This window comes from Campylobacter concisus (assembly GCF_015229965.1).
GTDB classification, from domain to species: Bacteria; Campylobacterota; Campylobacteria; order Campylobacterales; family Campylobacteraceae; genus Campylobacter_A; species Campylobacter_A concisus_BD.
The window spans coordinates 22,193-45,101 of the sequence record NZ_JAAKZB010000018.1 but is presented as its reverse complement, the minus strand read 5'-3'; the positions used below and the strand labels follow the sequence as shown (position 1 = coordinate 45,101).

21 protein-coding genes and 6 tRNA genes are annotated in these 22,909 nt (G+C 41.1%); 1 reads left to right on the top strand and 26 read right to left on the bottom strand.

Annotated elements, in window-relative coordinates; genetic code table 11:
* Positions 1–453 precede the first annotated feature (453 nt).
* Positions 454–1,209 (top strand): DUF4198 domain-containing protein, encoded by a 756-nt coding sequence (locus tag G6W43_RS08135; RefSeq protein ID WP_012001131.1) that lies wholly within the window; start codon positions 454–456, stop codon positions 1,207–1,209.
* Between the two features lie 43 nt (positions 1,210–1,252).
* On the opposite strand, the gene imm40 is transcribed toward G6W43_RS08135, so the two are convergent.
* The 26 genes from imm40 to G6W43_RS08005 all read right to left on the bottom strand — a co-directional run bounded on the left by imm40 (position 1,253) and on the right by G6W43_RS08005 (position 22,857).
* Positions 1,253–1,591: an Imm40 family immunity protein gene (imm40, locus tag G6W43_RS08130; RefSeq protein ID WP_103617756.1), complete on the bottom strand. Its 339-nt coding sequence runs from the start codon at positions 1,589–1,591 to the stop codon at positions 1,253–1,255.
* Complete coding sequence (locus tag G6W43_RS08125; RefSeq protein WP_103617757.1) at positions 1,588–2,025, bottom strand: hypothetical protein; 438 nt, start codon at positions 2,023–2,025, stop codon at positions 1,588–1,590. Before G6W43_RS08125 ends, imm40 begins: the two co-directional genes overlap by 4 nt.
* 328 nt (positions 2,026–2,353) lie before the next feature.
* Positions 2,354–2,428, bottom strand: a tRNA-Glu gene (locus tag G6W43_RS08120).
* A gap of 6 nt (positions 2,429–2,434) precedes the next feature.
* Positions 2,435–2,510, bottom strand: a tRNA-Lys gene (locus G6W43_RS08115).
* Positions 2,511–2,635: 125 nt separating this feature from the next.
* Positions 2,636–2,712 (bottom strand) — tRNA-Asp (locus G6W43_RS08110).
* Positions 2,713–2,724: 12 nt separating this feature from the next.
* A tRNA-Val gene (locus G6W43_RS08105) sits at positions 2,725–2,800 on the bottom strand.
* 16 nt (positions 2,801–2,816) lie between these two features.
* Positions 2,817–2,892 (bottom strand) — tRNA-Glu (locus tag G6W43_RS08100).
* A gap of 13 nt (positions 2,893–2,905) precedes the next feature.
* Positions 2,906–2,981 (bottom strand) — tRNA-Lys (locus G6W43_RS08095).
* A 244-nt stretch (positions 2,982–3,225) separates the two neighbouring features.
* Positions 3,226–3,948 carry a HEAT repeat domain-containing protein gene (locus tag G6W43_RS08090; RefSeq protein ID WP_194169562.1) on the bottom strand — a complete coding sequence of 241 codons (723 nt, stop codon included), beginning with the start codon at positions 3,946–3,948 and terminating at the stop codon, positions 3,226–3,228.
* A 6-nt stretch (positions 3,949–3,954) separates the two neighbouring features.
* Positions 3,955–6,324: a tetratricopeptide repeat protein gene (locus tag G6W43_RS08085; RefSeq protein ID WP_194169561.1), complete on the bottom strand. Its 2,370-nt coding sequence runs from the start codon at positions 6,322–6,324 to the stop codon at positions 3,955–3,957.
* Positions 6,325–6,346: 22 nt separating this feature from the next.
* The gene (gene nuoN / locus G6W43_RS08080; protein WP_004317979.1) at positions 6,347–7,837 is read right to left on the bottom strand and encodes an NADH-quinone oxidoreductase subunit NuoN; all 1,491 of its coding nucleotides are present in this window, start codon (positions 7,835–7,837) and stop codon (positions 6,347–6,349) included.
* Positions 7,834–9,345, bottom strand: a complete 1,512-nt coding sequence (locus G6W43_RS08075; protein ID WP_194169560.1) for an NADH-quinone oxidoreductase subunit M — start codon at positions 9,343–9,345, stop codon at positions 7,834–7,836. Before G6W43_RS08075 ends, nuoN begins: the two co-directional genes overlap by 4 nt.
* Positions 9,345–11,183 carry an NADH-quinone oxidoreductase subunit L gene (nuoL, locus tag G6W43_RS08070; protein ID WP_194169559.1) on the bottom strand — a complete coding sequence of 613 codons (1,839 nt, stop codon included), beginning with the start codon at positions 11,181–11,183 and terminating at the stop codon, positions 9,345–9,347. Before nuoL ends, G6W43_RS08075 begins: the two co-directional genes overlap by 1 nt.
* Before the next feature lie 3 nt (positions 11,184–11,186).
* Entirely contained in the window at positions 11,187–11,489 is a 303-nt protein-coding gene (nuoK, locus tag G6W43_RS08065) for an NADH-quinone oxidoreductase subunit NuoK (protein ID WP_004317991.1), read from the bottom strand.
* On the bottom strand, positions 11,486–12,022 hold the full coding sequence (locus tag G6W43_RS08060) for an NADH-quinone oxidoreductase subunit J (protein ID WP_194169558.1): 537 nt from the start codon (positions 12,020–12,022) through the stop codon (positions 11,486–11,488). The genes nuoK and G6W43_RS08060 overlap by 4 nt, the downstream gene beginning before the upstream one ends.
* Positions 12,015–12,653, bottom strand: coding sequence for an NADH-quinone oxidoreductase subunit NuoI (gene nuoI, locus G6W43_RS08055; protein ID WP_103620068.1), 639 nt, complete (start codon positions 12,651–12,653; stop codon positions 12,015–12,017). The genes G6W43_RS08060 and nuoI overlap by 8 nt, the downstream gene beginning before the upstream one ends.
* A gap of 8 nt (positions 12,654–12,661) precedes the next feature.
* A complete protein-coding gene (nuoH, locus tag G6W43_RS08050; RefSeq protein ID WP_194169557.1) occupies positions 12,662–13,657 on the bottom strand; it encodes an NADH-quinone oxidoreductase subunit NuoH in 996 nt (331 codons plus the stop codon).
* Entirely contained in the window at positions 13,650–15,950 is a 2,301-nt protein-coding gene (locus G6W43_RS08045) for an NADH-quinone oxidoreductase subunit G (protein WP_194169556.1), read from the bottom strand. Before G6W43_RS08045 ends, nuoH begins: the two co-directional genes overlap by 8 nt.
* Entirely contained in the window at positions 15,947–16,657 is a 711-nt protein-coding gene (locus G6W43_RS08040; RefSeq protein WP_194169555.1) for a hypothetical protein, read from the bottom strand. The genes G6W43_RS08045 and G6W43_RS08040 overlap by 4 nt, the downstream gene beginning before the upstream one ends.
* Positions 16,654–16,884 carry an NADH-ubiquinone oxidoreductase subunit E family protein gene (locus G6W43_RS08035; protein ID WP_148788138.1) on the bottom strand — a complete coding sequence of 77 codons (231 nt, stop codon included), beginning with the start codon at positions 16,882–16,884 and terminating at the stop codon, positions 16,654–16,656. Before G6W43_RS08035 ends, G6W43_RS08040 begins: the two co-directional genes overlap by 4 nt.
* On the bottom strand, positions 16,881–18,110 hold the full coding sequence (gene nuoD / locus G6W43_RS08030; protein WP_103639771.1) for an NADH dehydrogenase (quinone) subunit D: 1,230 nt from the start codon (positions 18,108–18,110) through the stop codon (positions 16,881–16,883). The genes G6W43_RS08035 and nuoD overlap by 4 nt, the downstream gene beginning before the upstream one ends.
* Entirely contained in the window at positions 18,107–18,871 is a 765-nt protein-coding gene (locus G6W43_RS08025; RefSeq protein WP_194169554.1) for an NADH-quinone oxidoreductase subunit C, read from the bottom strand. The genes nuoD and G6W43_RS08025 overlap by 4 nt, the downstream gene beginning before the upstream one ends.
* Positions 18,868–19,380 carry a NuoB/complex I 20 kDa subunit family protein gene (locus G6W43_RS08020; RefSeq protein WP_012001120.1) on the bottom strand — a complete coding sequence of 171 codons (513 nt, stop codon included), beginning with the start codon at positions 19,378–19,380 and terminating at the stop codon, positions 18,868–18,870. The genes G6W43_RS08025 and G6W43_RS08020 overlap by 4 nt, the downstream gene beginning before the upstream one ends.
* On the bottom strand, positions 19,362–19,751 hold the full coding sequence (locus G6W43_RS08015) for an NAD(P)H-quinone oxidoreductase subunit 3 (protein WP_012001119.1): 390 nt from the start codon (positions 19,749–19,751) through the stop codon (positions 19,362–19,364). Before G6W43_RS08015 ends, G6W43_RS08020 begins: the two co-directional genes overlap by 19 nt.
* A 107-nt stretch (positions 19,752–19,858) precedes the next feature.
* The gene (locus G6W43_RS08010) at positions 19,859–21,493 is read right to left on the bottom strand and encodes a multidrug ABC transporter permease/ATP-binding protein (RefSeq protein WP_194169553.1); all 1,635 of its coding nucleotides are present in this window, start codon (positions 21,491–21,493) and stop codon (positions 19,859–19,861) included.
* Positions 21,493–22,857, bottom strand: coding sequence for a coproporphyrinogen III oxidase family protein (locus G6W43_RS08005; RefSeq protein WP_194169552.1), 1,365 nt, complete (start codon positions 22,855–22,857; stop codon positions 21,493–21,495). The genes G6W43_RS08010 and G6W43_RS08005 overlap by 1 nt, the downstream gene beginning before the upstream one ends.
* Positions 22,858–22,909 lie beyond the last annotated feature (52 nt).

Here is a 22,909-nt window from a genome sequence, read left to right as displayed (position 1 = left end):
GAGTTCTCATCTTAACCTTCCTTGGAAATAACTATAAAGTTATATTTTTTAAAATAATTTAGTGACATTATAAAGGATATAATCTTAATTTAATATTAAAATATAATGAGAAAAAAGAATTTTTATACAAAATATTTCAAAAATGAAACTTTTTAGATATCTAAATGGCAAAGATAAATTTATTTTGATTTATCCACTGGTGGATAAAATTTAATTTTATATTGACAATGATTATTATTTTGATATAATTGCGAAACTGATTTTATTTCGTAATTTCAGTAGTTAAAGTATTTTATAGACGTGCTATTTTTATAAATTTAATAAAATAAATTTGGTTTTGATTACTAAATTTTCTAAAAATTAGCAAAATTTAGATCTATAAAAATTTAACAATATTTTTGTGACATATATTAGAAATAGAAAAATAGACAATTTAATCTGAAAGGATAGGTAATGAACAAGCATTTATTTGCACTTTTGGCTTTGGCGGCATTTAGCAGTCACTCTTTGGCTCACGAATTTTGGCTTTTTGGAAGCAGCAAAGAGGTAACTAGCGTCGATATCGGCTACGCAGACGACTTTCCGACTGTTGAAAAGATCCCAGATAATAGGATTGCCCTATTTGAAGCCCCATACATTATAAACAAAAATGGCGAGAAACTGAGCCTAAAACAAAGTGGCGAAAACTACCACTACGAAAGAGCCAAACTAGAAAACGGCTCATACCTTATAGCTGGCGAGTATAAGCCTACGTTTTGGACAAAAGCGAGCGATGGCACATGGCACATGGGCAAAACCAAAGAGGACATCAAGGACGCCAAATACTGCAAAAAAGCGAGCATGAGCGCAAAAGGTATCATAAATAAAAACGCCAAGGACGACTCTGTGACAAAGCCTTCACAGCAGCGCTTAGAGATAGTCCCACTTGACAATCCAGCAAATTTCAAAGTTGGCGTGCCATTTAAAGTGAAAATTCTATTTGAGGGCAAACCTTTAGAAAATGCTACGCTTGATGGAACATTTGATGGATTTTTAAAAGAAAAAAGTGCATTCCATGGCCAAACTGAGTCAGACGGCACGATAGAGGTACTTGCACTTAAACCTGGAAAATGGTTGCTACAAACAGTGCATAAAATGCCATTTGCCGACTCAAAAATTTGCGACGATGAAACGATTGCTGCAACGCTTGCATTTGAGATAAAACAGTAAATTTAGCAGTGAGCGTATCAGTTTGGTGCGCTCTTTTTGTGTATTAATTTGTTGTATTTGCAATTACTAGAGTATAAATAAAATTATCTCCATTGTTTTTATAATAATTATTTATATATTCACTTGCTTTTTCAAAAGATTTTATAAAGTTGCTCCCAGAAAAGCTCCAACTATCATATGTAATGATGATTTCACCACCATTTAACTCATAAACATCTCCGCCAAGCACTGTCATCTCTTTTTCTTTGATAATGTCTAAAACTTTTACAATATCGTCAAATTCCCAGCCGACCTCATAAACTCCAATTCTCTCTCTTAGAAAAATCCCCCTATTTAATAGTGCTTGAGGCAAGATATTTATAAAGTCTAAATCTATAATCATAAATTTTCTATCATATCCGTCCAAAACGGCACATTTTTATATTCACTTATATATTTTGGAATATCAATACCACAAAATTCATGCAATAAATACTCTTGTAAATTTCTACCGTAATAGACTATATCGTCATAATATATTGACAAGACTGGCGGATCATTATCATCATTCATCTCTGGCATAAATCTATGAAAATAGACTGGTATGATCTTTGGTGCATTTTTATATAGCTCAGCCACAATTTTAACTCTTTGCTCTCTTGATATCTTAGACCATTGATCCGGTAAATAAGTGCTATTTGGTATATATTCTTCAAAAGAGGCGCTTTTCACAAATTCATAAAAATGTTGCATCATATTTTTTATTTTCGTGACATTTCCACTTGAAAAGTCACGCCAATCATAAAAGCCATCCGAAACTGGCAAAGCTGTAGTCAAAAACGACCTTAAATTTAATATCATAAATTTCGTATATTTTTTCAAGCTCGTTTTGAGTAAGGCCGGCGTCAAGTTTAATACCTCTATCTTTCAGGAGTTTAATAATTTCTAAATACACTATTCAATCTTAATAAAACGTTTATAATGATTTAAATAAATTCCAAAATCTAAAATTACTCTTACTAAAGTTGATATTTTAGACTCACAGTAATCATTCTCTAAAGTATTTAATATATTTGTATAGAAATATAGATATTACGACTTATAACAAAATACAAATAGTTGAAACTTACAAGAAAATACAGTTTTTATTTAAGAATTTAAAAAGTGGTGACCCATACGAGACTCGAACTCGTGTTACCAACGTGAGAGGCTGGTGTCCTAACCGCTAGACGAATGGGCCAAAAGATGGTGCCCCGTGTAGGTCTCGAACCTACGACCCCATCATTAAGAGTGATATGCTCTACCAACTGAGCTAACGAGGCAAGATTAAATATCAATAACAAATCATAAAGTGTTATCTTAGAACTTATAATCTTAAAATTTAATTTGATCACTCAAAAAAACAAGAAAAAATAGAATCAAGAACCTTAACCTAAGGTTTAGTAGATGGCGCAGCGGACGGGGCTCGAACCCGCGACCTCCGCCGTGACAGGGCGGCATTCTAACCAACTGAACTACCGCTGCACCTAAAAGTAATGGTGGTCGCTATAAGACTCGAACTTATGACATCCACCTTGTAAGGGTGGCGCTCTACCAACTGAGCTAAGCGACCTAAAATTTAAAATATCTGGCGACCCTTAGAGGATTTGAACCTCTGTTTCTACACAGAGAAAGTAGAGTCCTGAGCCACTAGACGAAAGGGTCATAAACCCAAAAATGGTGTCCTGCGTTGGATTCGAACCAACGGCCCCCTCATTAAAAGTGAGATGCTCTACCGACTGAGCTAGCAAGACATGATTATTTAAAAAAGAATTGAGATTATACAAAAAACATTATTATATGTCAAGAAAAAATTAAATTTTAAATCAAATTAAAGCTATTTTGTCCGCTATTTCTAAGCGAAAAATATAAAATTTTATTTTTAAATATTCTAAATTTAAAGTCAAAATTTCTTAGAAATTTAAACCATTTTTACTTTATAATCCAACAAACAAAACACAATCAAGCACCTAATCCGCTTAGTGGCAAATTTAATCCTTATATAAAAAATCTTACCGCCATTTTTCTAGCTTTTTCTATCTTTTCAGCCTCTTGATTTTGAACTGCACTAGAAGATATCCACTTTTTACCAAACAAAATTTGAGCTGCTTCTATCATAATCGCGCAGGCGTATAGCTCTTTTTCACTAGAGATGCCTTGCAAAAATGCGGCTTTTGTTTTATCTCGCAAGCTCTCTTGGCTGGCCCTGTGAAATGACATCTGCATAAGGCTAGCTGCTGCCCATGCCCTGCAAAGGCTATCTTTGCTGTTTAACATCTCGCTTATTAAAATTTCTATTTGCTCTAACGAGCCAACCCAACCAAGCGCTATTATAAGCTTGCGGCGTAAGGCATCATTTGTCTCCGAAAAAGAGGTGATTTGAGGGACAAGGCGGTCACAAAACGCGGTGTAAAAATCTCTATGCTTAGACTTAGAGAGAATTTGCGCTATTAGATAGATAGTATCTACTTTTAGTTTTTGATCGCTCTCCTTAGCTAAACGCTCAAACAAAAACTCCAGCCCAGCGCCTCCATGCCTGTCAAAGCTACTCTCTAAATTTAGCTGCCAGCCCTCTTGCCACTGCTTGCAGATTAGCTCATAGTGGTATGCTATCTCGCCACTAGCGCCTAAATTTGCAATAAATTTGATCCTTTTGCCGTCTGGGAAATTTTCCTTTTCTAGCTTTAGATACTCTTTTTCAAGATCATTTAAATTTGACACTAATTTTTACTTTATCATCTCGAGCTTGGCTTTGCAGGCGTCTTTGTAAGCACTTGTGAAATTTGAGCCAACGCACTCGTTTAGATAGGGTTTAGCTAGCTTATATTGCTTTTGTCTGATATAAATTTCACTTGCCAAATTTAGAGCATGCAAGCGGTCTTCTGGCTCAAGCTTCATATTTAGTATAAATTTCGCCTCATCAAGCGCCTCGTCAAGATTATCTGTCTTTAACGAAGCCTCCGAGTAGTCAAAATTTAGCTTTGGTGAAAAGGTATTTATCTTAGCCCTAGTTTGTAGCTCAAGCGCCTTTTTAGCGTAGGTTGCAGCGATAGCGTAGTCGTTGCTTTTCATCGCGTAGTCGCTTATAGCTGCGTATGCTTCTATAATCTTAAAGTCCTGCCCTCTTAGCTGCTCGATCGCACTGATCGTAGAGACCGCCTCAGTAAAGCGTTTTAGCGCAAGTAGCGAGTAAAATCTATCAAAAAGCGATGGCGTCGGGTCTGAGTACTCGACTGCTGAGCCAAGCGAGAGCGCGTCGTTTGCAGCGATGATGGCGTGCTCGTAGTCTTTATTTTTATATAAAATTTTGCTCAAATTTACCAGCCACTCGACTCTATCTTCTAAATTTTCATCCTTCACGTGCGCCTTTGCAAGCTCTAGCGCCTCGTTGTAACGTGCCGTTCTAAAGTAGCAGTTAAAGAGCTTAAACTGCGGCAAAGAGACCTTACTTACATCATAGTTTTCAAGTAAATTTACAACCGCTGTGCAGTCATCTTTGATGAAAAACTCTTTTGTTAGCTCAAGCGCAGCCTCATTTACTAGCTCCATTGCCCGGCTTAAATTTTCATCTTTTGCGAGGTTGTTATAAGCTAGCGCATCGGCAAATTTACGCTCTTTTAGATCAAGCTCAAGCTCGCTGATTAGCGCCTTTTGGCTGATATTTGTGCCGGCATATTTTTCGATGAGATCTTTATATCTTGCGTGAAGTGCGGTGGCGTTTTTGTCATCCTCTTCAAAAAATAGCCCATCCTTTGCCTTAGCGACCTCATCGATATAATCGCCATACTTAAACTCTTTTTCATATCTGTTTAGATACTCATACGCCCTTTTTTCATCTTTTGTTTTGGCTAAATTTAGTGCTAAATTTTTTAGTGCTGCCTCGTAAAAATCCTTTGTCCTATCACTATTATTTACCAAAATTTCATAAATTTTAGCAGCTACGTCTGGCATATCTTTGCTGGCAAATGTATAGGCCAAATTCATCGATTTTGTCGGATCGTTCATAAAAAATTTTTCATTTGCATTTGCGATCTTTAGTACAAATTTCTTTGCCTCTTCAAATTTCTCTTTATCGATATTTGCGTCTGCTAGGCTTAGCGCTGCTCTGCTTGCAAGGTCGATGTCGTTTGTCGAGTAAAGCACCTTTTCGTAGTCGCTTAGCGCCTCTTTTTGCCTGCCTATTTTATATAGATAGTCAGCATAATCAAGCGTGGCAAGCTTTGTAAATTTTGACTCCGCGTGCTCTTCACTTAGTATGTCAAGCATATATTTTGCATCACTTGCGATGCTATCTTTTAGGTAAGCTCTGGCGATGAGATATAGCACCTCTGGGTAGTTCTCATCAGAAGGGAATTTTCTTATCCAAGCTCTGCCCTCGCTTACGATATCTTTTGGCTCAAGCCCCTCAAACTCGCTCTTTGTCTCAAAAATTTTATCAAGCGCTCTTAGCCTAAAAAGTAAAAACTCGCTTGAGAAAAGACTGGCTGGATGCCTTTTCATCGCTGTTTGCGTATCTTTTACCACGCTTTCATAAGCGCCTTTTTCGTAAGCTCTTTTTATATTTATGTAGATGTCTATATCGTTGCTATCAAGCCCAGCAATAGGCGCTTTGTTAAGATCGAGCGCTCCGATGCCTGGGCTTAGCATATCTCTAAAATCAGGCGAGAAATTTAGCCCAGATACTCTTTTGTTGTTTTCGCTAAGCGAAGTATCGATGATGATGCTAAAGTGCTTTGAGATGGTCGTCTTTGGCGTATCTTGCACGCTTGGACTGCTGTAAAGCTCAGTTTGAACATTTAGAAGTTTTGAAGGCGCCTTTGGCATGATGACGATGAAGAGTTTGCCATCTTGCTTTTTATATTTTATGTCCATTAAAGGCAGAGTCGTATCTTCGATCTTTGGCAAGATCCCATCATCGAGCATACAAACGTAGCGCTTCGTGTCGTAGGCTAAAATTTGCTCCACACATTCAAATTCTTTTTCGTCGCTTAGCTGAAGGACGCTATAAGGCTTATTTGCGTTTGCGCCGCTGTTTAGGCTAAGGCTAAAGGCGGATAGATAAAGCGGTAAAAATAAGATGGTTAAGAGCTTTTTCATGCCGCCATTATAGTTAAATTTTCTAAAATCCTGAAGCAAAGACAAAATGCTCGATAAATTCCAAAATCGCCCCAGAAAATAAAAAGGCAAAGACCGTGCCAGCAACGGCAACTCCAACGATCACTTTTAGCGCCATCGATACATTTGAGATGTAGATATTTTTATCTTTTACGATAGGCTCTTTTAAAAACATAAAGACGATGAGCTTTAGGTAGTAATAAATAGCAATCGCCGAGTTTATCATGATGATAAGGCTAAGCACGACGTAATCAGACTTTATGAGCGATGAGATAAGCACCATCTTACCCCAAAATACGCTAAAAGGTGGTATGCCAGCAAGGGCGATCATGAAAATTCCCATTATCACGGCGTAACTTGGCAAAATTTTAATAAGCCCTGAAAATTTCTCATACGGATGTTTAAAGCGCTTGTCCCAGCAGACGACGTCGTCGCACCTTGCCACCCAGAGCATAGAAAATGCGCCCAAATTTGCAAACAAAAACATGATCCAGTAGAAAAACAAGGCGACATTTGCCTCGTGAGAATTTGCCACAAGCGCGCAAAGCACGACACCAGCGTGAGCTATCGAGCTAAAAGCGAGCATCCTTTTGACATCTTTTTGCACTAGCGCCATGATGTTTGCAAGGCTCATCGTAAGCACGGCGATGATGTAGAGCATATCTTTTATCCATGAAATTCCAGAGCCCTCAAGCATCGCAAAAATTCTTAACGCGACGATAAATCCCGCCACCTTTGGCACGATCGACATATAGCCTGCTAGCGGGGCATTTGAGCCCTCATAAACGTCTGGTATCCATGTGTGAAATGGTATGAGCGAGAGCTTAAAGCCAATGGCTGAAGCGATGAAAACGCAGCCAAGAAGGATTATTAAATTTTGATTTAGGCTAAGATCTTTTATGACAACGCCGATACGAGCGATATCTATTGAGTTTGTTGCCAGATAAAACATCGCTATCGCCATCGCAAAAAAGCCAGCTGAGAGTGAGCCCATCGCGAAGTATTTGATAGCAGCCTCGACGCTTTTTGCCTTGTTGTGAAGGGCGATTAGGGTGTAGAGGCAAAGCGAGCTGATCTCAAGGCCTAAAAAGATGATAAGTAGGTTGTTTGAGCTCACCATAAATAAAAATCCAGCGATCATAAACAAAAATAGCGCGTAATACTCGTAAATTTTATACTCAAAATACTCTTTTGTGCTAAGTGCCAGTGGGATGAAAAGAGCTGAGGCGATTAAGATAATAATCTGCGAGATGATAGAAATTCCATCAACTAAGAGCATATCCCAAAAGCTTAGGCTAAGCCCGTTAAAATCAAGCGTAATGCCTAAATTTACAAATATAGCGATGATGCAAAATACGCAGTAGAAATTCCTCGAAAGATCCTTTTTTATCGCTCCAACTATGAGGATAAAAAGCGCAAAAACCATCATGCTTAGCATCGGCGAGAGTGATTGCAAAGAGATCTCGTTTAGGTCTAAAAAGGCTATTTCGTTCATAGTTTGCTCCCGCCATTTAAAGATGAAATTTTATCCTTCGTGCCGCTATTTACAGCTCTAGTTTGCATTTTGCTTATGATATTTTGCACGCTTGGCTCAAGTGGTTTTAGTATCAAATTTGGCGCGATACCAAGAGCGATTATGAGCAAACAAAGTGGCACAAGAGCGGCTAACTCTTTAAAATTTAGATCTTTTAGGCTTAAATTTTTCTCCTTGCACTCGCCAAAAAAGACCCTTTTATAAAGCACCAGCATATAAACAGCGCCCACGATGATACTAAAACCACCAAGTAGCGCAAAGAGCTTATTTAGCTTAAATACGCCAAGTAGGCTCAAAAACTCGCCCACAAAGCCAATGGTTAGTGGCAAGCCGATACTTGCAAGCGTTGCTATAAAAAATATGAGTGCATACTTTGGCATCACCTTGGCAAGTCCGCCAAATTCGCAAATTTCTTTGGTGTGAGCTCTCTCGTAGATGACGCCAACTAACAAAAATAACGCGCCACTAACGATGCCGTGGCTTATCATTAAAAATATAGAGCCGCCAAGGCCTATTAAATTTAGTGAAAAGATGCCTAGCATGATGACGCCCATGTGCGAGATCGAACTATAAGCGATCACTTGCTTCATATCGCTTTGCGCGTAGGCAACTAGGGCTGCGTAGATGATCATGATGATAGCTATGACGCAGACAAAGCCGCTTAAAAGCAGGCTAGCATCTGGAAAAAGTGGGAGTGAAAATCTCACAAAGCCATAAGTACCCATCTTTAAAAGCACGCTAGCAAGCAGCACTGAGCCGATAGTCGGAGCCTGTCCGTGTGCGTAAGGTAGCCACGTGTGAAACGGAAATAGCGGAGTTTTCACGCCAAAAGCGAAGAAAAATGCTAAAAATAGCCAAATTTGAGCGCTTTCTCCGATACCAAGCTTGTACCAATCAAGCAGATTAAAGCTAAAGACGCCACTTTTTTGGTAGCACAGATAGCCGATAAAGATGATCGCTACTAGCATAAAGACAGAGCCTAAAAATGTGTAGATGAAAAATTTAATCGCCGCGTAAATTCTATTTTTACTGCCAAATGCACCGATGATGTAAAGCAGAGGTATAAGACTAAGCTCCCAAAAGCTGTAAAACAAGATCATATCAAGCGCGCTAAAGACGCCCATCATCGTGCTCTCTAAAAATAGCACGCTAATAACAAGGTGCTTTAAATTTCCATCATCACTAAGGGCTGCGATAGAGATGAAGCTCATAAATGCGCTAAGGACTATAAGCACAAGCGAAATAGTGTCGATGCCCACAAAATAGCTGATATTTAGGCTTGGTATGAGCGAGACTTGATGCGTTAAAACAAAGTCATAACCCTGAAAATCGACATTGACGCAGATAAAAATGGCTAGCAAAAGCTCTATGAGAGCGATGCTTGCTCCATAAAATTTGATACTTTTATTTTCTATCAAAAAGCCAAGTATTGCGCTTATTGCTGGGAAAAATATGATGACACTTAGCATTATTTGGCTCCATTTAATAAAAATATAAAGCTTAAAAGCAAGGCAAATCCTGCAACCATAAACCTAAGCATGACGCTAAGATCTCCGCTTTGCATTTTGTTTGCAAGATATGCAAATTTAGTAACCAAAAGTGCGACAAAATCAACACTTCTATCAACTATCATCTCATCAAATTTCTTACAAATTTTAGAGATTAAAGCGTAGCCATTTATAAAAAATTTCTCATAAAATTTTGGTATAAAGTAGGCATTTTGCAAAATTTTATAAACTCTACTTTCGCAAATGCTCTCTTTAAAAATTTCTTTTTTATAAGCAAAGACTGCAAAGCCAGCACTTGCAAGCACTAAAGTAAGCGTTAAAACGAGTAAGAAAATTTCACTGCTGTGAGATAAATTTAGCTTAAAATCCCCAAGGCTGTTACTTAAAAACCCACTAAAGTTGCTCCAGAAAAAGCCGCTGATGACTGAGAGAACGCCAAGCAAGCTCATGCCAACAAGCATGTAGTTTTTGGCCTCATGTGCGTGAGTGTCGCTCTTTGGTCTCGCAAAAAAGACAAGCATAACGAGCCTAAAGCTATAAAATGCCGTAAGCACCGCGCCAAATAGCAAGACGGCCCACAAAATTTGATTTTCACTAAAGGCGACTTCTAAAATTTTATCTTTAGAAAAAAAGCCAGCAAATGGATAAAAGCCAGCCAGCGCGCAGCTTGCGATGATAGAAAGAAGTGCAGTTGGCTTCATAAATTTATAAAGTCCGCCCATTTTTTTGATATTTAGCTCGTCATTCATCGCATGCATGACGTTACCAGCGCACAAAAAGAGAAGTGACTTGAAAAATGCGTGCGTGACAAGGTGAAAAAGTGCGATCTTGTAAGCGCCAAGACCAGCGGCTACAAACATATATCCAAGCTGTGAAAGCGTCGAGTAGGCGACTATCTTTTTAAGGTCGTTATGCACAAGCGCGATGCTAGCTGCAAATACCGCTACAAATGCGCCAAGGCAGGTAATAAAGTGTGAGACTTCAGGCACGTTTGCAAAGATAAAATTCGCACGTATCACTAGATAGACGCCAGCTGTTACCATGGTCGCAGCGTGGATGAGGGCTGAGACTGGCGTTGGACCCTCCATGGCGTTTGCAAGCCAAGTGTGAAATGGAAACTGCGCGCTTTTACCCATAGCGCCTATAAAAAGTAGCGTGGCGATGATGCCTAAATTTAGCCCAGAAAGGTCGCTTCTAGCGTTAAAAACCTCGCTAAATTTAAGTGAGCCAAAGCTATAAAATATATAAAAAATGCCAACAAGCATGGCAAGGTCAGCCACTCTATTCATCACAAAGGCTTCGTTTGCAGCGATGTTTGCGCTAGGTCTTTTATACCAAAAGCCAATGAGCAGCCACGAGCAAAGTCCAACGCCCTCCCAGCCGATAAATAGCCCTATGAAGTTATCGCTTGATACAAGGACGTTCATGCAAAAGACAAAGAGCCCAAGATAGCTAAAAAAGCGGTTAAAACTCGCGTCATCTCTCATGTAGCCAATGGAGTAGATATGCACGATGCTAGCGACTACGCCCACGGTGCTAAGCATCACAAGGCTAATCGCGTCAAGGTAGAAGCTGAAGCTAAGATCAAGCGAGCCAAAATTTATAAACTCTTTTAGGGTTAAATTTAAAGGCTCATCTACGCTAAGACTAGCCGTTAGCATAAGCGAGGCTGTGGCGCTAGCGATCATGAGAAGCGAGCAAAAAAGACCGATAAATAAATTCTTACTGCTATGCGAAAAGATGCCAGCTATGATGAAGCTAAGAAGTGGGAAAAATAGCGAAATACAAAATAAAATCATCTCTTAGCCTTTCATATTTGTCATCGAATCTAAACTGATGCTGCCAGTCTTTTTATACCAAAGCACGAGCAGCCCAAGCCCCACAGCGACCTCGCTAGCAGCGATGGCTACTATAAAAAATGCGATGATCTGCCCAGTTAGATCAAAGTAGTATTTCGAGATAGCTGCAAGCGCGATGTTTGCTGAGTTTAGTAAAATTTCGCTTGAGAAAAATAGCATTATCAAATTTCTTCTTCTCATTATGCCAACAAGCCCTATGACAAAGACTAGACTTGCTAGGATGAGGTAGTGAGTAAGGCCTATCATAGCATCTCCTCAAATTTGCTTTGCGCGTTCATGTCTTTATGTATCAAGATGATGCCAGCCACCATCGCCACAAGTAGCATGATAGCGCACATCTCAAAGGCTAGCAGATACTTGCTAAAGAGCAAAATTCCAACCGCTTCGATGTTGCCAAGATTAGCGAGGGTAGAATTTACAACCTCTTGCTTAGCGCTATAGATCGGCGCTAAAAAGATAAATATCAAAAGAAGCGCTATGAAGCTGCTTAGAAGATAGACGATAATCTTTGCTTTTTTGCTACTTTTTGGCTCGCACTCCTTGCTGGTGTCAAAAAACATCATCGCAAATGCGTATAAAACGACCACCGCGCCTGTATAGACGACGATTTGTACCACGCCTAAAAACTCAGCCCCAAGCAAGAAAAATATAGCTGATATAAAAACCATGCCAGCAGCTAGCGCAGAGACCGCGTTTAGGGCGTTTTTGCAAAGCACGCTAAAAGAAAAACTAACTAATATAAGGGCGCTAAAAAGATAAAATGCAAAGCTCTCATACATCGCTTGACCCTTTTAAATTTATATCCATCGTTTCTGCCTTATCTTCATTTGTAAGCGCATTTGGCGTCTTTTTCACTAGGCTATTAGCATTTTTAGGTAGTGCGCCATAGCCCTCAAACTCGGTTTGATCTTTTAAGAATTTATCATCTGTCAAAAACTCAGCCTTTGTACCAAAGAGAATTTTATTTTCACTTGCGACCTCGTACTCTTGCCCACAAACTATGGCAAGCTCAGGGCAGACATCAGCGCAAAATCCGCAATAGACGCATCTACTTAAATTTATCGTGTAGCTTGCGACCTTTTTGCGGCCATCTTCGCCAAGAGAAGTCTTCATCGAGATGCAGTTACTAACGCAAATTTTCTCACATAATCCACAGCCTATGCAGCGCTCATTTTCGCTCTCAACAAATTTTAAAAGCCTGTGAATTCCCCTATATCTGGCGTTTAGCTCCATCTTTTGCATAGGGTATTTTAGAGTGTGCGACTTGCTAAAGAGCATCTGCTTTAGCGTGATCTTTAGCCCCACCAAAAGATCAAGCTTAAAAGTAGCGGCGATGAAGTGCTTAAATTTATCAAATGCCCCTTTTGGCTCTATCTTTTCGTCTATCAAAATATATCTTTTCTCGTTCATTTTACGCCTTAGATAAGTAGTGCAAAGCCGGTGATTACGACATTTAAGATGCCAAGCGGAAGTAAAATTTTCCAGCAAAGCATGCTAAGCTGATCGACCCTTAGATGCGGCCACGACGCCCTCGTCCAAAGAAAAAAGAAAAAGACTAGGCTTGATTTTAAAAGTATCATTAGCCCGCCTGGGATAAACAAAAACTCATTGAAACCGCCCAAAAACAAAAGCGTGATGATGATGCTTGCTGCGATCATGTTTGTGTATTCGCCGATAAAAAACATCGCCCACCTCATGCCGCTATACTCAGTGCCATAGCCTGCTACGATCTCAGTCTCGTTTTCTGTTAGGCAAAATGGCGTTCTGTTGCACTCCACAAAGCTTGCCATCACGAAAAGCACGAAGGCTAGGGGCTGCTTGAAGATGAGCCAGTTAAATATGCCTTTTTGGTAGTTGTTTATATCAACTAGCGAGAGCGAGCTAGTCACCATGACAACGCTTAAAAGTGCCATGCCAGCGACCACTTCGAAGCTAAGAAGCGATACAACTGCACGAGCGGCGCTAATTAGTGCAAATTTATTGTAGCTTGCAAGGCCTGCTGCAAGTGGCGAAAATACGCAAACAGAGGCCACGCCTGCGATATATAAGATGCCCACGTTTATATCTGCAAGTATCGGTCTAATCGTATGCCCAAAAACCTCAAACTCAGGCAAAAATGGCACAGGCGCAAGCGCTGCAAATGCCGCTATAGCAGAGATTAGAGGGGCTATTAGAAAGATAAATTTATTTGCATTTGCAGGCACGATGTCCTCTTTTGTAAAGAGCTTTATCATGTCAGCCACGATCTGAAGTACGCCAGCAGGACCCACCATATCAGGTCCCACGCGGCGCTGCATGTAGGCTAGCACCTTTCTCTCAGCGTAGGTCGCAAGTCCTGCAAGGCTAGCCATGACGGCCAAGATGACGACTGCTTTAACAATAGTTGTTATCACAAAAAATAGCATTTCACTCATTCTCTGCCTTTATTATTTTTACGCTAGCGTAACTTTTGCCCTCAAAAATGGCGCTCACATCAAGCTTATCATCGTAGTCACCAAGATAGGCTGCCACGCCTCCTAGCTCGCTATCAAGCTCCACGCAAATGGCAAGCTTTTGCCCATTTTTTTCTAAAATGACCGCTTCATTTTGTGAAATTTCAAATTTAGCCATGAACTCGCCGCTTGCGTAAAGTTTCGCGCGTTTAGCTGTCTGGCTGGCATAGTTTGCAAAAAACGATGGCAGATTTATAGGATTTGCAAGGCTTATTAGCGCTTCATCCTCTTTTAAATTTAGCTCATTTTGCTCTTTAAAAAGTGGCTCTATGTCCTCTTTTGGAGCGAAATTTGAAATTTCAAGCTTGTAGCCTCTGTGGCTTGTGCCGTCATTTGCGTAAAAGTTTTCTAAATCATCAAATTTAACGCCCCTATAGCCCTTCTCTTTTGGCAGCTGCGCTGTGTAATCAATCGTATTTTTAGCCGCCAGCCCAAGTGCATTTGCGATATCGTTTAAGAAGTAGCCATTATGAGCCAAAGCCGCATTTGTCGGCACTACTTCGTTATTTATGCTTGTAAATGTGCCCTCTTGCTGATTTAGCGCACCAGCGTCAAGATCGCCCTCAAAAATGCTAAATTTAAACTCGCCCATTTCATTGTATCCTAGCGTCTTGCCAGGCTTTTTCTCGTGTGAAAGCGTGCAAATTTTAGCCACGCCAAGCGAGTTTGTGCGAGGCGGTATGAGCATCACACGAAACGGCGTAGTTCTTGCGATCACTCCAGCAAGGGCTGCAAGTAAATTTGCATTTTCATGAGCGTAAAAGTCGCTACCCAAAATGAGCGTAAATTTAGCCTTGCCCTCGCTCAAAGCGGCTACCTCCAAGCCAAAGCTCTCATCAAATTTTTCAAGTCTTGCCTGAAGTGCTACTGGTAAATTCTCGCCCCAGTTTTTAAGCACAAAGAGTAAAATTTGCTCCAATTTGCCAGCCTCATAGCTCACACAGGCGAAATTCTTTGAAAATTTCTTCACCACCTCATCAGCGATGTGGTGAAAGTAAATTCCAACCGCTTTATTCATCTTAAGGGCGTTACTTAGCTTATAGCTTGTCACTGGGCTCTCATGGCGCAAGAAGCTGCCAGCTGTGATCACAAAATCGCTATTTTTAAGGCTAGCATAGTCTGCATTATATGAGTCAAGCCCGCTAAATTCGCTAAAAATATTTAAGAAATTTTGAAATTTAAAAGCCTCATCGTTTAGTAAATTTAGGTCAAATTTCTCCCTCAAGCGCTCCAAAATAAGCGCCTCCTCGTTTGTTATGAAGCTATTAAATTTTATATTTTTTATGTTGCCATTTTTAAAATTTAAGACTAGCTCGTTAAATTTCGTCTCATTTTTGCGGGCATTTTCGTTGTGAAAGTCGTAGCCAAACCTTGCCGCACCGCTTATCTCACCAAAGTGAAAGTCGTTGCTCACACGATAAATTTGCTTGCTTCTATCGCTAGTGCTTTTCTCTTTTACATCATAAAAAATGAGCTCGCAGTCGCTTTGGTGCGGATTTGCCGCTGGGACGCGGCTTAGCTCCCAGATATTTGAGCTATACTGGAAATTTGAGCTAACAAGCGCACCAACAGGGCAGACGCTGATACACTCGCCGCAAAATGAGCAGTCCAAATTTTCGCCCACACTTGGGCCAATTAAGCTCTTTTGCATCTTGCTAAAGACGGCGTAGGCATCTTTTGGCATGCTCTCTTTTAGCTCTTTTGGCACTTCAACGCCTCTTGGCACCGTTTTTAGCGCGCTCTCGCCGATCTTATCTTTGCAAACCGTCACGCACCTCTCGCAGACCACGCAAAGGGCTGGGTCGTAGTTTATGAGACCCCATTTTTTGTGCGGTTTATGCGTATCCTCTATGGCAAAACTTTGCTTATTTACACGCAGATGCGCCGTTAAATTTTGCAATTCACACTCGCCACTTTTATCGCAAACGCCGCATTGAAGGGGGTGGTTGACGCAGTAGGTCTGCATGATCGCATTTCGCTCGGCAGCGATCTCTGGCGTATTTGTGTAAATTTGCATATCCTCTTTGGCTTTGGCGTTGCAGCTATAGACCACTTTGCCGTTTGCCTCGACCATGCAAAGCCTGCAAGCAAGCGTTGGCGAACAGCCGCTAAGGTAGCAAAGCGCAGGGATGTAGATGCCATTTGCCCTTGCGATGTTTAGGATGCTCTCGCCCTCGTTTGCCTCTAAAATTTGATCGTTTATGGTGATTTTCATTTGCTAACTACTACTTGTTTAAATGCATATCCATCAAAATTTTTTGCGCCTAGCACGGCAACCGTGCCTTTTAGCGCTGGATCAAGCCTAAATTTAGCGCTCACACTAAAGTCTTTTGCCTTTAAATTTAATGTTTCGCCATCCTTTGCCTTTGCCACGATGCCAAACTGCACGCCGCCCACGATCTCGTCGCTTGCGTTTTTGTTTAGATAGACGACCGCTCCGTCAAAATTGTCAAGCTCTCTTAGCTCGCCAACTTCGCCGCCTACTGCAAATTCTCTCACTTCGCCGCCTGCTAAGACGACATTTTTACCTAAAACCTCAAGCAGCCAAAAGATCGCATCTTTGTCTGGATGAGTAAAAAAAGAGTCATCTATGATCACGTTTTTAACGTCCTTTATCCACTCGCCAAGCTCCTCAAACTCCTCTTCACCCACGTTGCACTCGCCACTTATGAGCCCATCATCAAGCTCGTCAAAAAACTCATTTTGCACCAAATTTGCATACTTGCAAAGAAGCGCCAAGACATAGCTTATCGATCCTATCTCGCAGCGGATCAAATTTTTACTGCCAAGCTCGTTATCCTCAAAGCATGAGATGTATTTAAACTCGTGCTCTTTTATCTTTTTTGCTAAATTTTTGTCGCTCAAACTTAGTAAATTTGCGATACTTAGGCTCTTGCCTGCTATTAGATCATTAAATTTCATATCTTGCCTTTTTTTATCGTTAATGCCCAATCAACTTGGTTAAATTTAAGCGAGTTCATCACCTCGCAGTTTAGGTTATAAGCCAAATTTACGGCTTTTGTTACACCGCTGTAATCGCCTATCTCAAACAAAAATATCACCACTTCGCCTGGCTCGCTAGCCTTTATCTGCTGCCCAAGAGTGCTCAAAAACTCGCCCTTTAGATGCCTAAGATCGACCCTTCTCATCTATCAACCTCGCCTAAGATGATATTTGTGCTGCCTATTATCGCAGCGACATCTGCCACATACTGCCCAACTAGCATATCTTCATAAATAGCGCAGTGCCAAAAGCTTGGAGTGCGAATTTTTAGGCGGTACGGGCTTGCGCTGCCGTCTGAGTTTATATAAATTCCAAGCTCGCCCTTTGGCGACTCACTAGCAAAGTAAATTTCGCCCTTTGGTGGCTTTAGCCCCTGAGTTATCAGCACAAAATGCTGCATTAATGAGTAGTTTTGGCTCATTATCTGCTCTTTTGAGGCGCTCACATACTCTGGCGCGTCGGCGATGATAGCTGGGCTACTTGTCTGATACTTGCTAACGCACTGCTTTAAAATTTTCACGCACTCGCGCATCTCTTTCATATAAAGTAGGTATCTCGCGTAGCAGTCGCCCTTGGTGGCGTAAGGCACGTCAAATTCTAGCTCGTCGTAGATGAGATATGGCTCTTCTTTTCTGATGTCGCGCGCGATGCCACTTGCTCTTAGCATGACGCCAGAGCAGCCGCTACTAAGAGCTAACTCTTTGCTAACTACGCCCACATCCACAAGCCTTGCTTGCCAAATTCTATTTTCACTTAGCATATCTTCGTAAAGCGTGATGTCGCTTGGAAATTTCTCGCAAAATTTAAGTAGCTCCTCGCACCAGCCATCAGGCAGATCAAGCGGCACGCCACCGATCCTTATGGAGCTATGCGTTAGCCTTGCGCCGCAGTATTTTTCTATGAGATCAAGGACGTATTCGCGCTCTCTAAATGCGTATAAAAAGACGCTCATTGCCCCCACGTCAAGGGCGTGCGTAGCTAAAAATAAAAGGTGCGAGCTGATACGGTTTAGCTCCAAAAGCATCACTCTAATGATCTGCGCACGGCGAGGCACTTCTATGGCGCAAAGCTTCTCCACAGCCGCGCAAAATGCATAGTTATTCGCACTTGATGCGATGTAATCGACCCTGTCAGTCACTGGGATAAATTCCTGATAGGTCATATTTTCAGCCATCTTTTCAACGCCTCGGTGCATAAAGCCAACCTCTGGCATAGCGCGCACGACCTTTTCTCCGTCAAGCTCAAGCACGAGTTTTAGCTGTCCATGAGCACTTGGGTGCTGCGGGCCAAAATTTAGTATCATCTTGCCGTCATTTTGCTCAAATTCTAAATTTTCAAAAAATGGTTTTAAGCGGTTTGGTGCTTGGCTCAAGGTCTTTCCTTTACTATCTGGCTTTGGTTAAATTTAGCCTTTTTGACAAATCTCACGCCGCCTTCTTCTTGATACTCGTACTCTTCATTTTCGTCAAACACTCTTGAAAATCCAAAGGTATCTTTCTCATCGACAAAGGCTGGGTCGCGGTTCTCTTCGCCGATCTGCTCTCTAAACTCACGCCCAAAAATTTTATCCACCTCGTACCATTTAGCAGCCTCATCGCCAACTAGTGGATAGCTCTTTAAAAGCGGGTGCGAGTGCCAGTCATCAGGCATTATAAGACGCTTTAAATTTGGATGATCTTTGATTAAAACGCCACTTAGATCATACATCTCGCGCTCAGCCCAGTTTGCACTTTTGTAAAGCTCGCAAACGCTTTTTAGTATTTCGTCTTTTTTGACAAAGCACTTTACTCGCGTGCGCCTATTTTTGCTAACACTTAAAAGCTGATAAAAGACCTCATATCCACCTTTTTGCGCTATATAATCAATCGCTGCTAGCTCACAAAGCTGTTCGTAGCCAAAGTTTTTTAACGCTTCAAGCGCTTTAAAATTTTCACTAGAATTTACGTAGAGAACAAGTTGGTCAAACTCCACATAGCTAGATAAAATTTGCACTCCGCTTTGCTCTAAAACAGCCAGCTCCTCGTCAAATTTAGAACCACTTGCTGCTTCTTTTGGCGTCTGCTTGGTGATATAAAATTTCTCGCTGTAGTACTGCTTTTTTTGCAGGTCGTTTTTTGGCTTATACTCTCTCATATCTCTAGCTTTCTTGGCTTTTGCGCCCTAAATGCACTTTGTTTTCTTATCTTTTTTTGAAGCATCATAAGTGCGTACTGAAGCGTCTCTGGGCGCGGGGCACAGCCTGGGATGTAGATATCGACGGGGATTATGCGATCGACACCTTGAACGGTTGAGTAGGTGTTAAACATGCCGCCAGTGTTTGCGCAGCTACCCATCGAGATGACCCACTTTGGCTCAGGCATCTGGTCGTAAAGGCGCCTTGTAAATTCAGCGTGCTTTTTAGTTAGCGTGCCAGCTATGATCATCACCTCTGAGTGTCTTGGACTAGCGCGAAAAATGGTGCCAAATCTATCAAAGTCATATCTGCTAGCGCCACTCGCCATCATCTCGATCGCACAGCATGCAAGCCCGTAGCTAAGTGCCCAAAGCGAGTTGCTCCTGCCCCACTGCACGAGCTTATCAACGGTTGTTAAAACGACTGGCAGACCGCCATTTGCAGCGTAGTTTATCTGATGCTTTGCCATTTAAAGACTCCTTTTTGCCAAGCGTAGGCAAAGCCGATGAGTAAGATCGCCACAAAAAGCAGCATTTCTATTAGCCCAAATAGCCCAAGCAGCCTAAAATCCACCGCCCACGGATACATAAAAATGACCTCAACGTCAAATAAAATAAATAAAATTCCATAAAAAAAGTAGTGGATATTTATCTTATTTGGTTGTTTTACAGTTGTCGGTCCGCACTCGTAAAAGCCTACTTTTAGGCGCTCAGTGTTGCGGTTGGCTAGCTTTTTGCTTATCTTTGAAGATAGAAATGTTATCAGACTAAATGAACAAGTAGCTAACAAAAGTATGATAAAAGCGCCAAGATAGGTGCTGTCAAGCTCTGAGTGTGACATACTTCGCCTTTTTTAATTTTTCAAAATTCTACTAAATTTAAATTTATTTGATCTTGAAATAGCTCAAGAGTAGCGCACTCAAATCTCTTTTTGTGTAAAAAATACTCTTATTTTATCTTCTCAACGGCGTCTTTTGCAGCACTTATGCGCTCTGCCTCATCAAGCTCGCGCACAAAGCCATCTTTAACTAAAATGATCCTAGTTGCCACGTCAAAGTAGCTATCATCGTGGCTCACGGCGATGACGCTGATACCTTTGCTTTGCAAAAACGGCAAAATTTCTTTGTAAAATTTACGCTTAAATAATGGGTCTTGATCGGCCGCCCACTCATCAAGGATAAGGATAGAACGGCACTCTAAAATGGCTATTAGCAGGCTTAGGCGCTTTCTTTGGCCGGTTGAGAGCTGCGTGGTGCTAAGTTTATTATCCACCACACTTACCTTTTTATCTATCTCAAGCAGCGCCAAGAGCCCCTCTATATCGCTTTGGCTGGCAAAGCCATCACGCGAGAGCGTTTGTGAAAATAGATAAAAATCAGCAAAGATGGCGCTTATCTTTGCTTGATAGCTTTGCAAATTTGCATCATCTATCTTTGTGCTATCAAGGTAAATTTCGCCGCTACTTGGGCGGATAAGTCCGCAAAGAATGTTTATAAGCGTGCTTTTGCCGCTGCCATTTTTACCGATGATAAATGTTATCTCGCCACGTTTGATCTCTAAATTTACATCCTTTAGGCTAAATTTGCCGTGAGCGTAGTTGAAATTTATATCTTTTAGCCTGATGCTTCGCCACTCATCACTTAGACTATCATCAAATTTAAAGCCTTCTTTAAATTCATTTAAATTTAAGTTCATTATCTTCTCTAGGCTCACTTTTGCGCTAAGTGCGGCTGGTATGGAGCCAACCATGCTCATAAATGAGCCTCTTAAAAATAGTATCGTTAGGCTGATACTAAGTGCTGTTTGCAGGCTCGCCCAGCCAAATGCCACGCACAAAAATACACAAAGTCCGACTGAGCCAAGGAGCATCACGTTTGTGAAATTATCACTTAGCGCGTGAAATACGTCAGCTTTTACCATGCTTTGGCGCTTCTTATCGCCTGTCAAATTTAACTCATCAAAGCAAATTTGAGCTCTTGCTCTGTTTAGACTAAGCTCTCTATGCCCCTCAACGATGTCGTCGTAGTGCCTTTGCAGCGCGTCATCTTGCGTCCTTGAGTCTTTAAAGTAAAAATGGATCTTTTTCATCAAAAGCGTGTTTATAAAAAGTGTTGCACCGATCCAAACGGCTAGAAATAAAAAAACTTTTGGTGCGATCACGCAAAGATAGATGCTAGCACAAATGATGAAAACTAGGCTTTGTATGAAGCCAGTAGCGCTCATAAATGCAAATGTGATCGTTTTTATGTCGTTGTTTAGACTTGCTATGATCTTTGCCTTGCCGATCTCGTTTATCACGCTATTTGGCGTGTCTAAAATTTGCTTTACGCTTTGGTATCTAAGCTCATAGATAAATTTATGTCCGAAATTTGTAAGTGAGATGTTTGCAGCGATGGCGCTTGCAAAAAAGAGGAGCAAAACAACTATAAATTTAACCGCCACAAAGGCGTCAAATTCTTTTAAATTTACAAGTTCGTTGTTGATAAAAGAGAGCGTCCAGACGCCAAGCCCACTAAAGGCAAGCGTCAGGATCACTATTTTGATTATTGAAAAAAGATTGCTTTTTATTAAATTTACAAGCATTACATGGCAGCACGTGGCTGGATGATGTTTTGATCAAATTTTTGCTCAGTATTTTCGCTCATGATGTGAAGCACCTTGCTGCGTTTGATCTTCGCGTCATCCTTAAATATCGCGCGCACCTTGTCCATGCCAGCGTAGAAGTCACGCATGAGCACGACGCAGATGTATTTGCCAAAAAATGTTGGCTTGATAACGCCATTTTCTTCGTAGATCGCATTTACTAGTTTTAGCAAGCTAAGCTCGACAAATAGGTCTTTGTTGATATTTGCGTTGTTTTGCTCGTTGTAGCTTTTGATATCAACGGCACCGTCAAAAAGCCTTGTTAAAAATGTATATTTTAGTCTCTCTTTTTTGCTAAATGCGCATTTTGCGATGACTGGGCTTTGTCTTTCTTTGACCTTTCTGCCGTAGTCAAGTAGGTTAAAGGCATTTATCACAAGCTCACCGTTTAAGAAGCTAAATGCCCCGCTACCAACGCCCACGTACTCTAAATTTGAGCCTACATATTCGTCGCGAAGGTCAGCGCTTTTTTCATTTGAAAATGCCCAAGCGTTGCTTTGCCTGTAGCCGCCTTTAGCAAATTCGCTCACGATGATCTCGTAAAATTCGCGCTCATTATCGACGTTTGAGACGCCTAGTGCGCGAGCGATGTTCTCTCTTGTTAGCTCTGATTTCATGAGCGGATAGAAGGTTATTTGCTGTGGGGAGATCGATTTTGCAGTGTTTATGTCATTTATTAGCTGCTCTTTTGTTTGATTTGGTAGGTTAAAGATGAGATCTAGGCTGATGACTGGTATCTTGCCGATAGCCTGCTCAAGCTTTCTTTTTGTCTCTTTGGCTGAGCCAAATTTCTCGTATCTGCCAACTCTTTTTAGAGTCTCATCATCAAAGCTTTGCACGCCTACGCTTAAGCGGTTAATGAGCCCATCAAAACGGTCGAGACTCTCCGGCGAGATGTGGTTTGGGTCGCTCTCTGCTGAGACGTCCTCTATGCTAAAGAGATCTTTTGCGAGTTTTAGCGTCTTTTCAAGCTCTGGCTCGTTTATAAGCGTCGTGCCACCGCCCACATAAAGCGACGTAAAGTCAAAGCCGGCCTCTTTTATCTGCCTCATCTCCTCGCGTAAATTTTCAAAGTAAATTTTCGCAAGCTCCTGCTCGTAGTGGTACTTGTGAAACGAGCAATACGGGCAAAATGTGTGACAAAACGGCACGTGAGCGTAGAGCATATACTTTTTGTCTTTTTTTGGAGTTTTGGTGTAAGTCGTGTTTAAAATGTCTATGTTAAATTCGTTATATAGCGATTTTTGTATAGAATTATGAGCGTAATTTACAGCAAAACTCTCAATGATATTTTTAAAAATCATAATTAATCGCCTTAAATAAGTTAGTTTTAATTTAATCCATTAGGATAGCCAA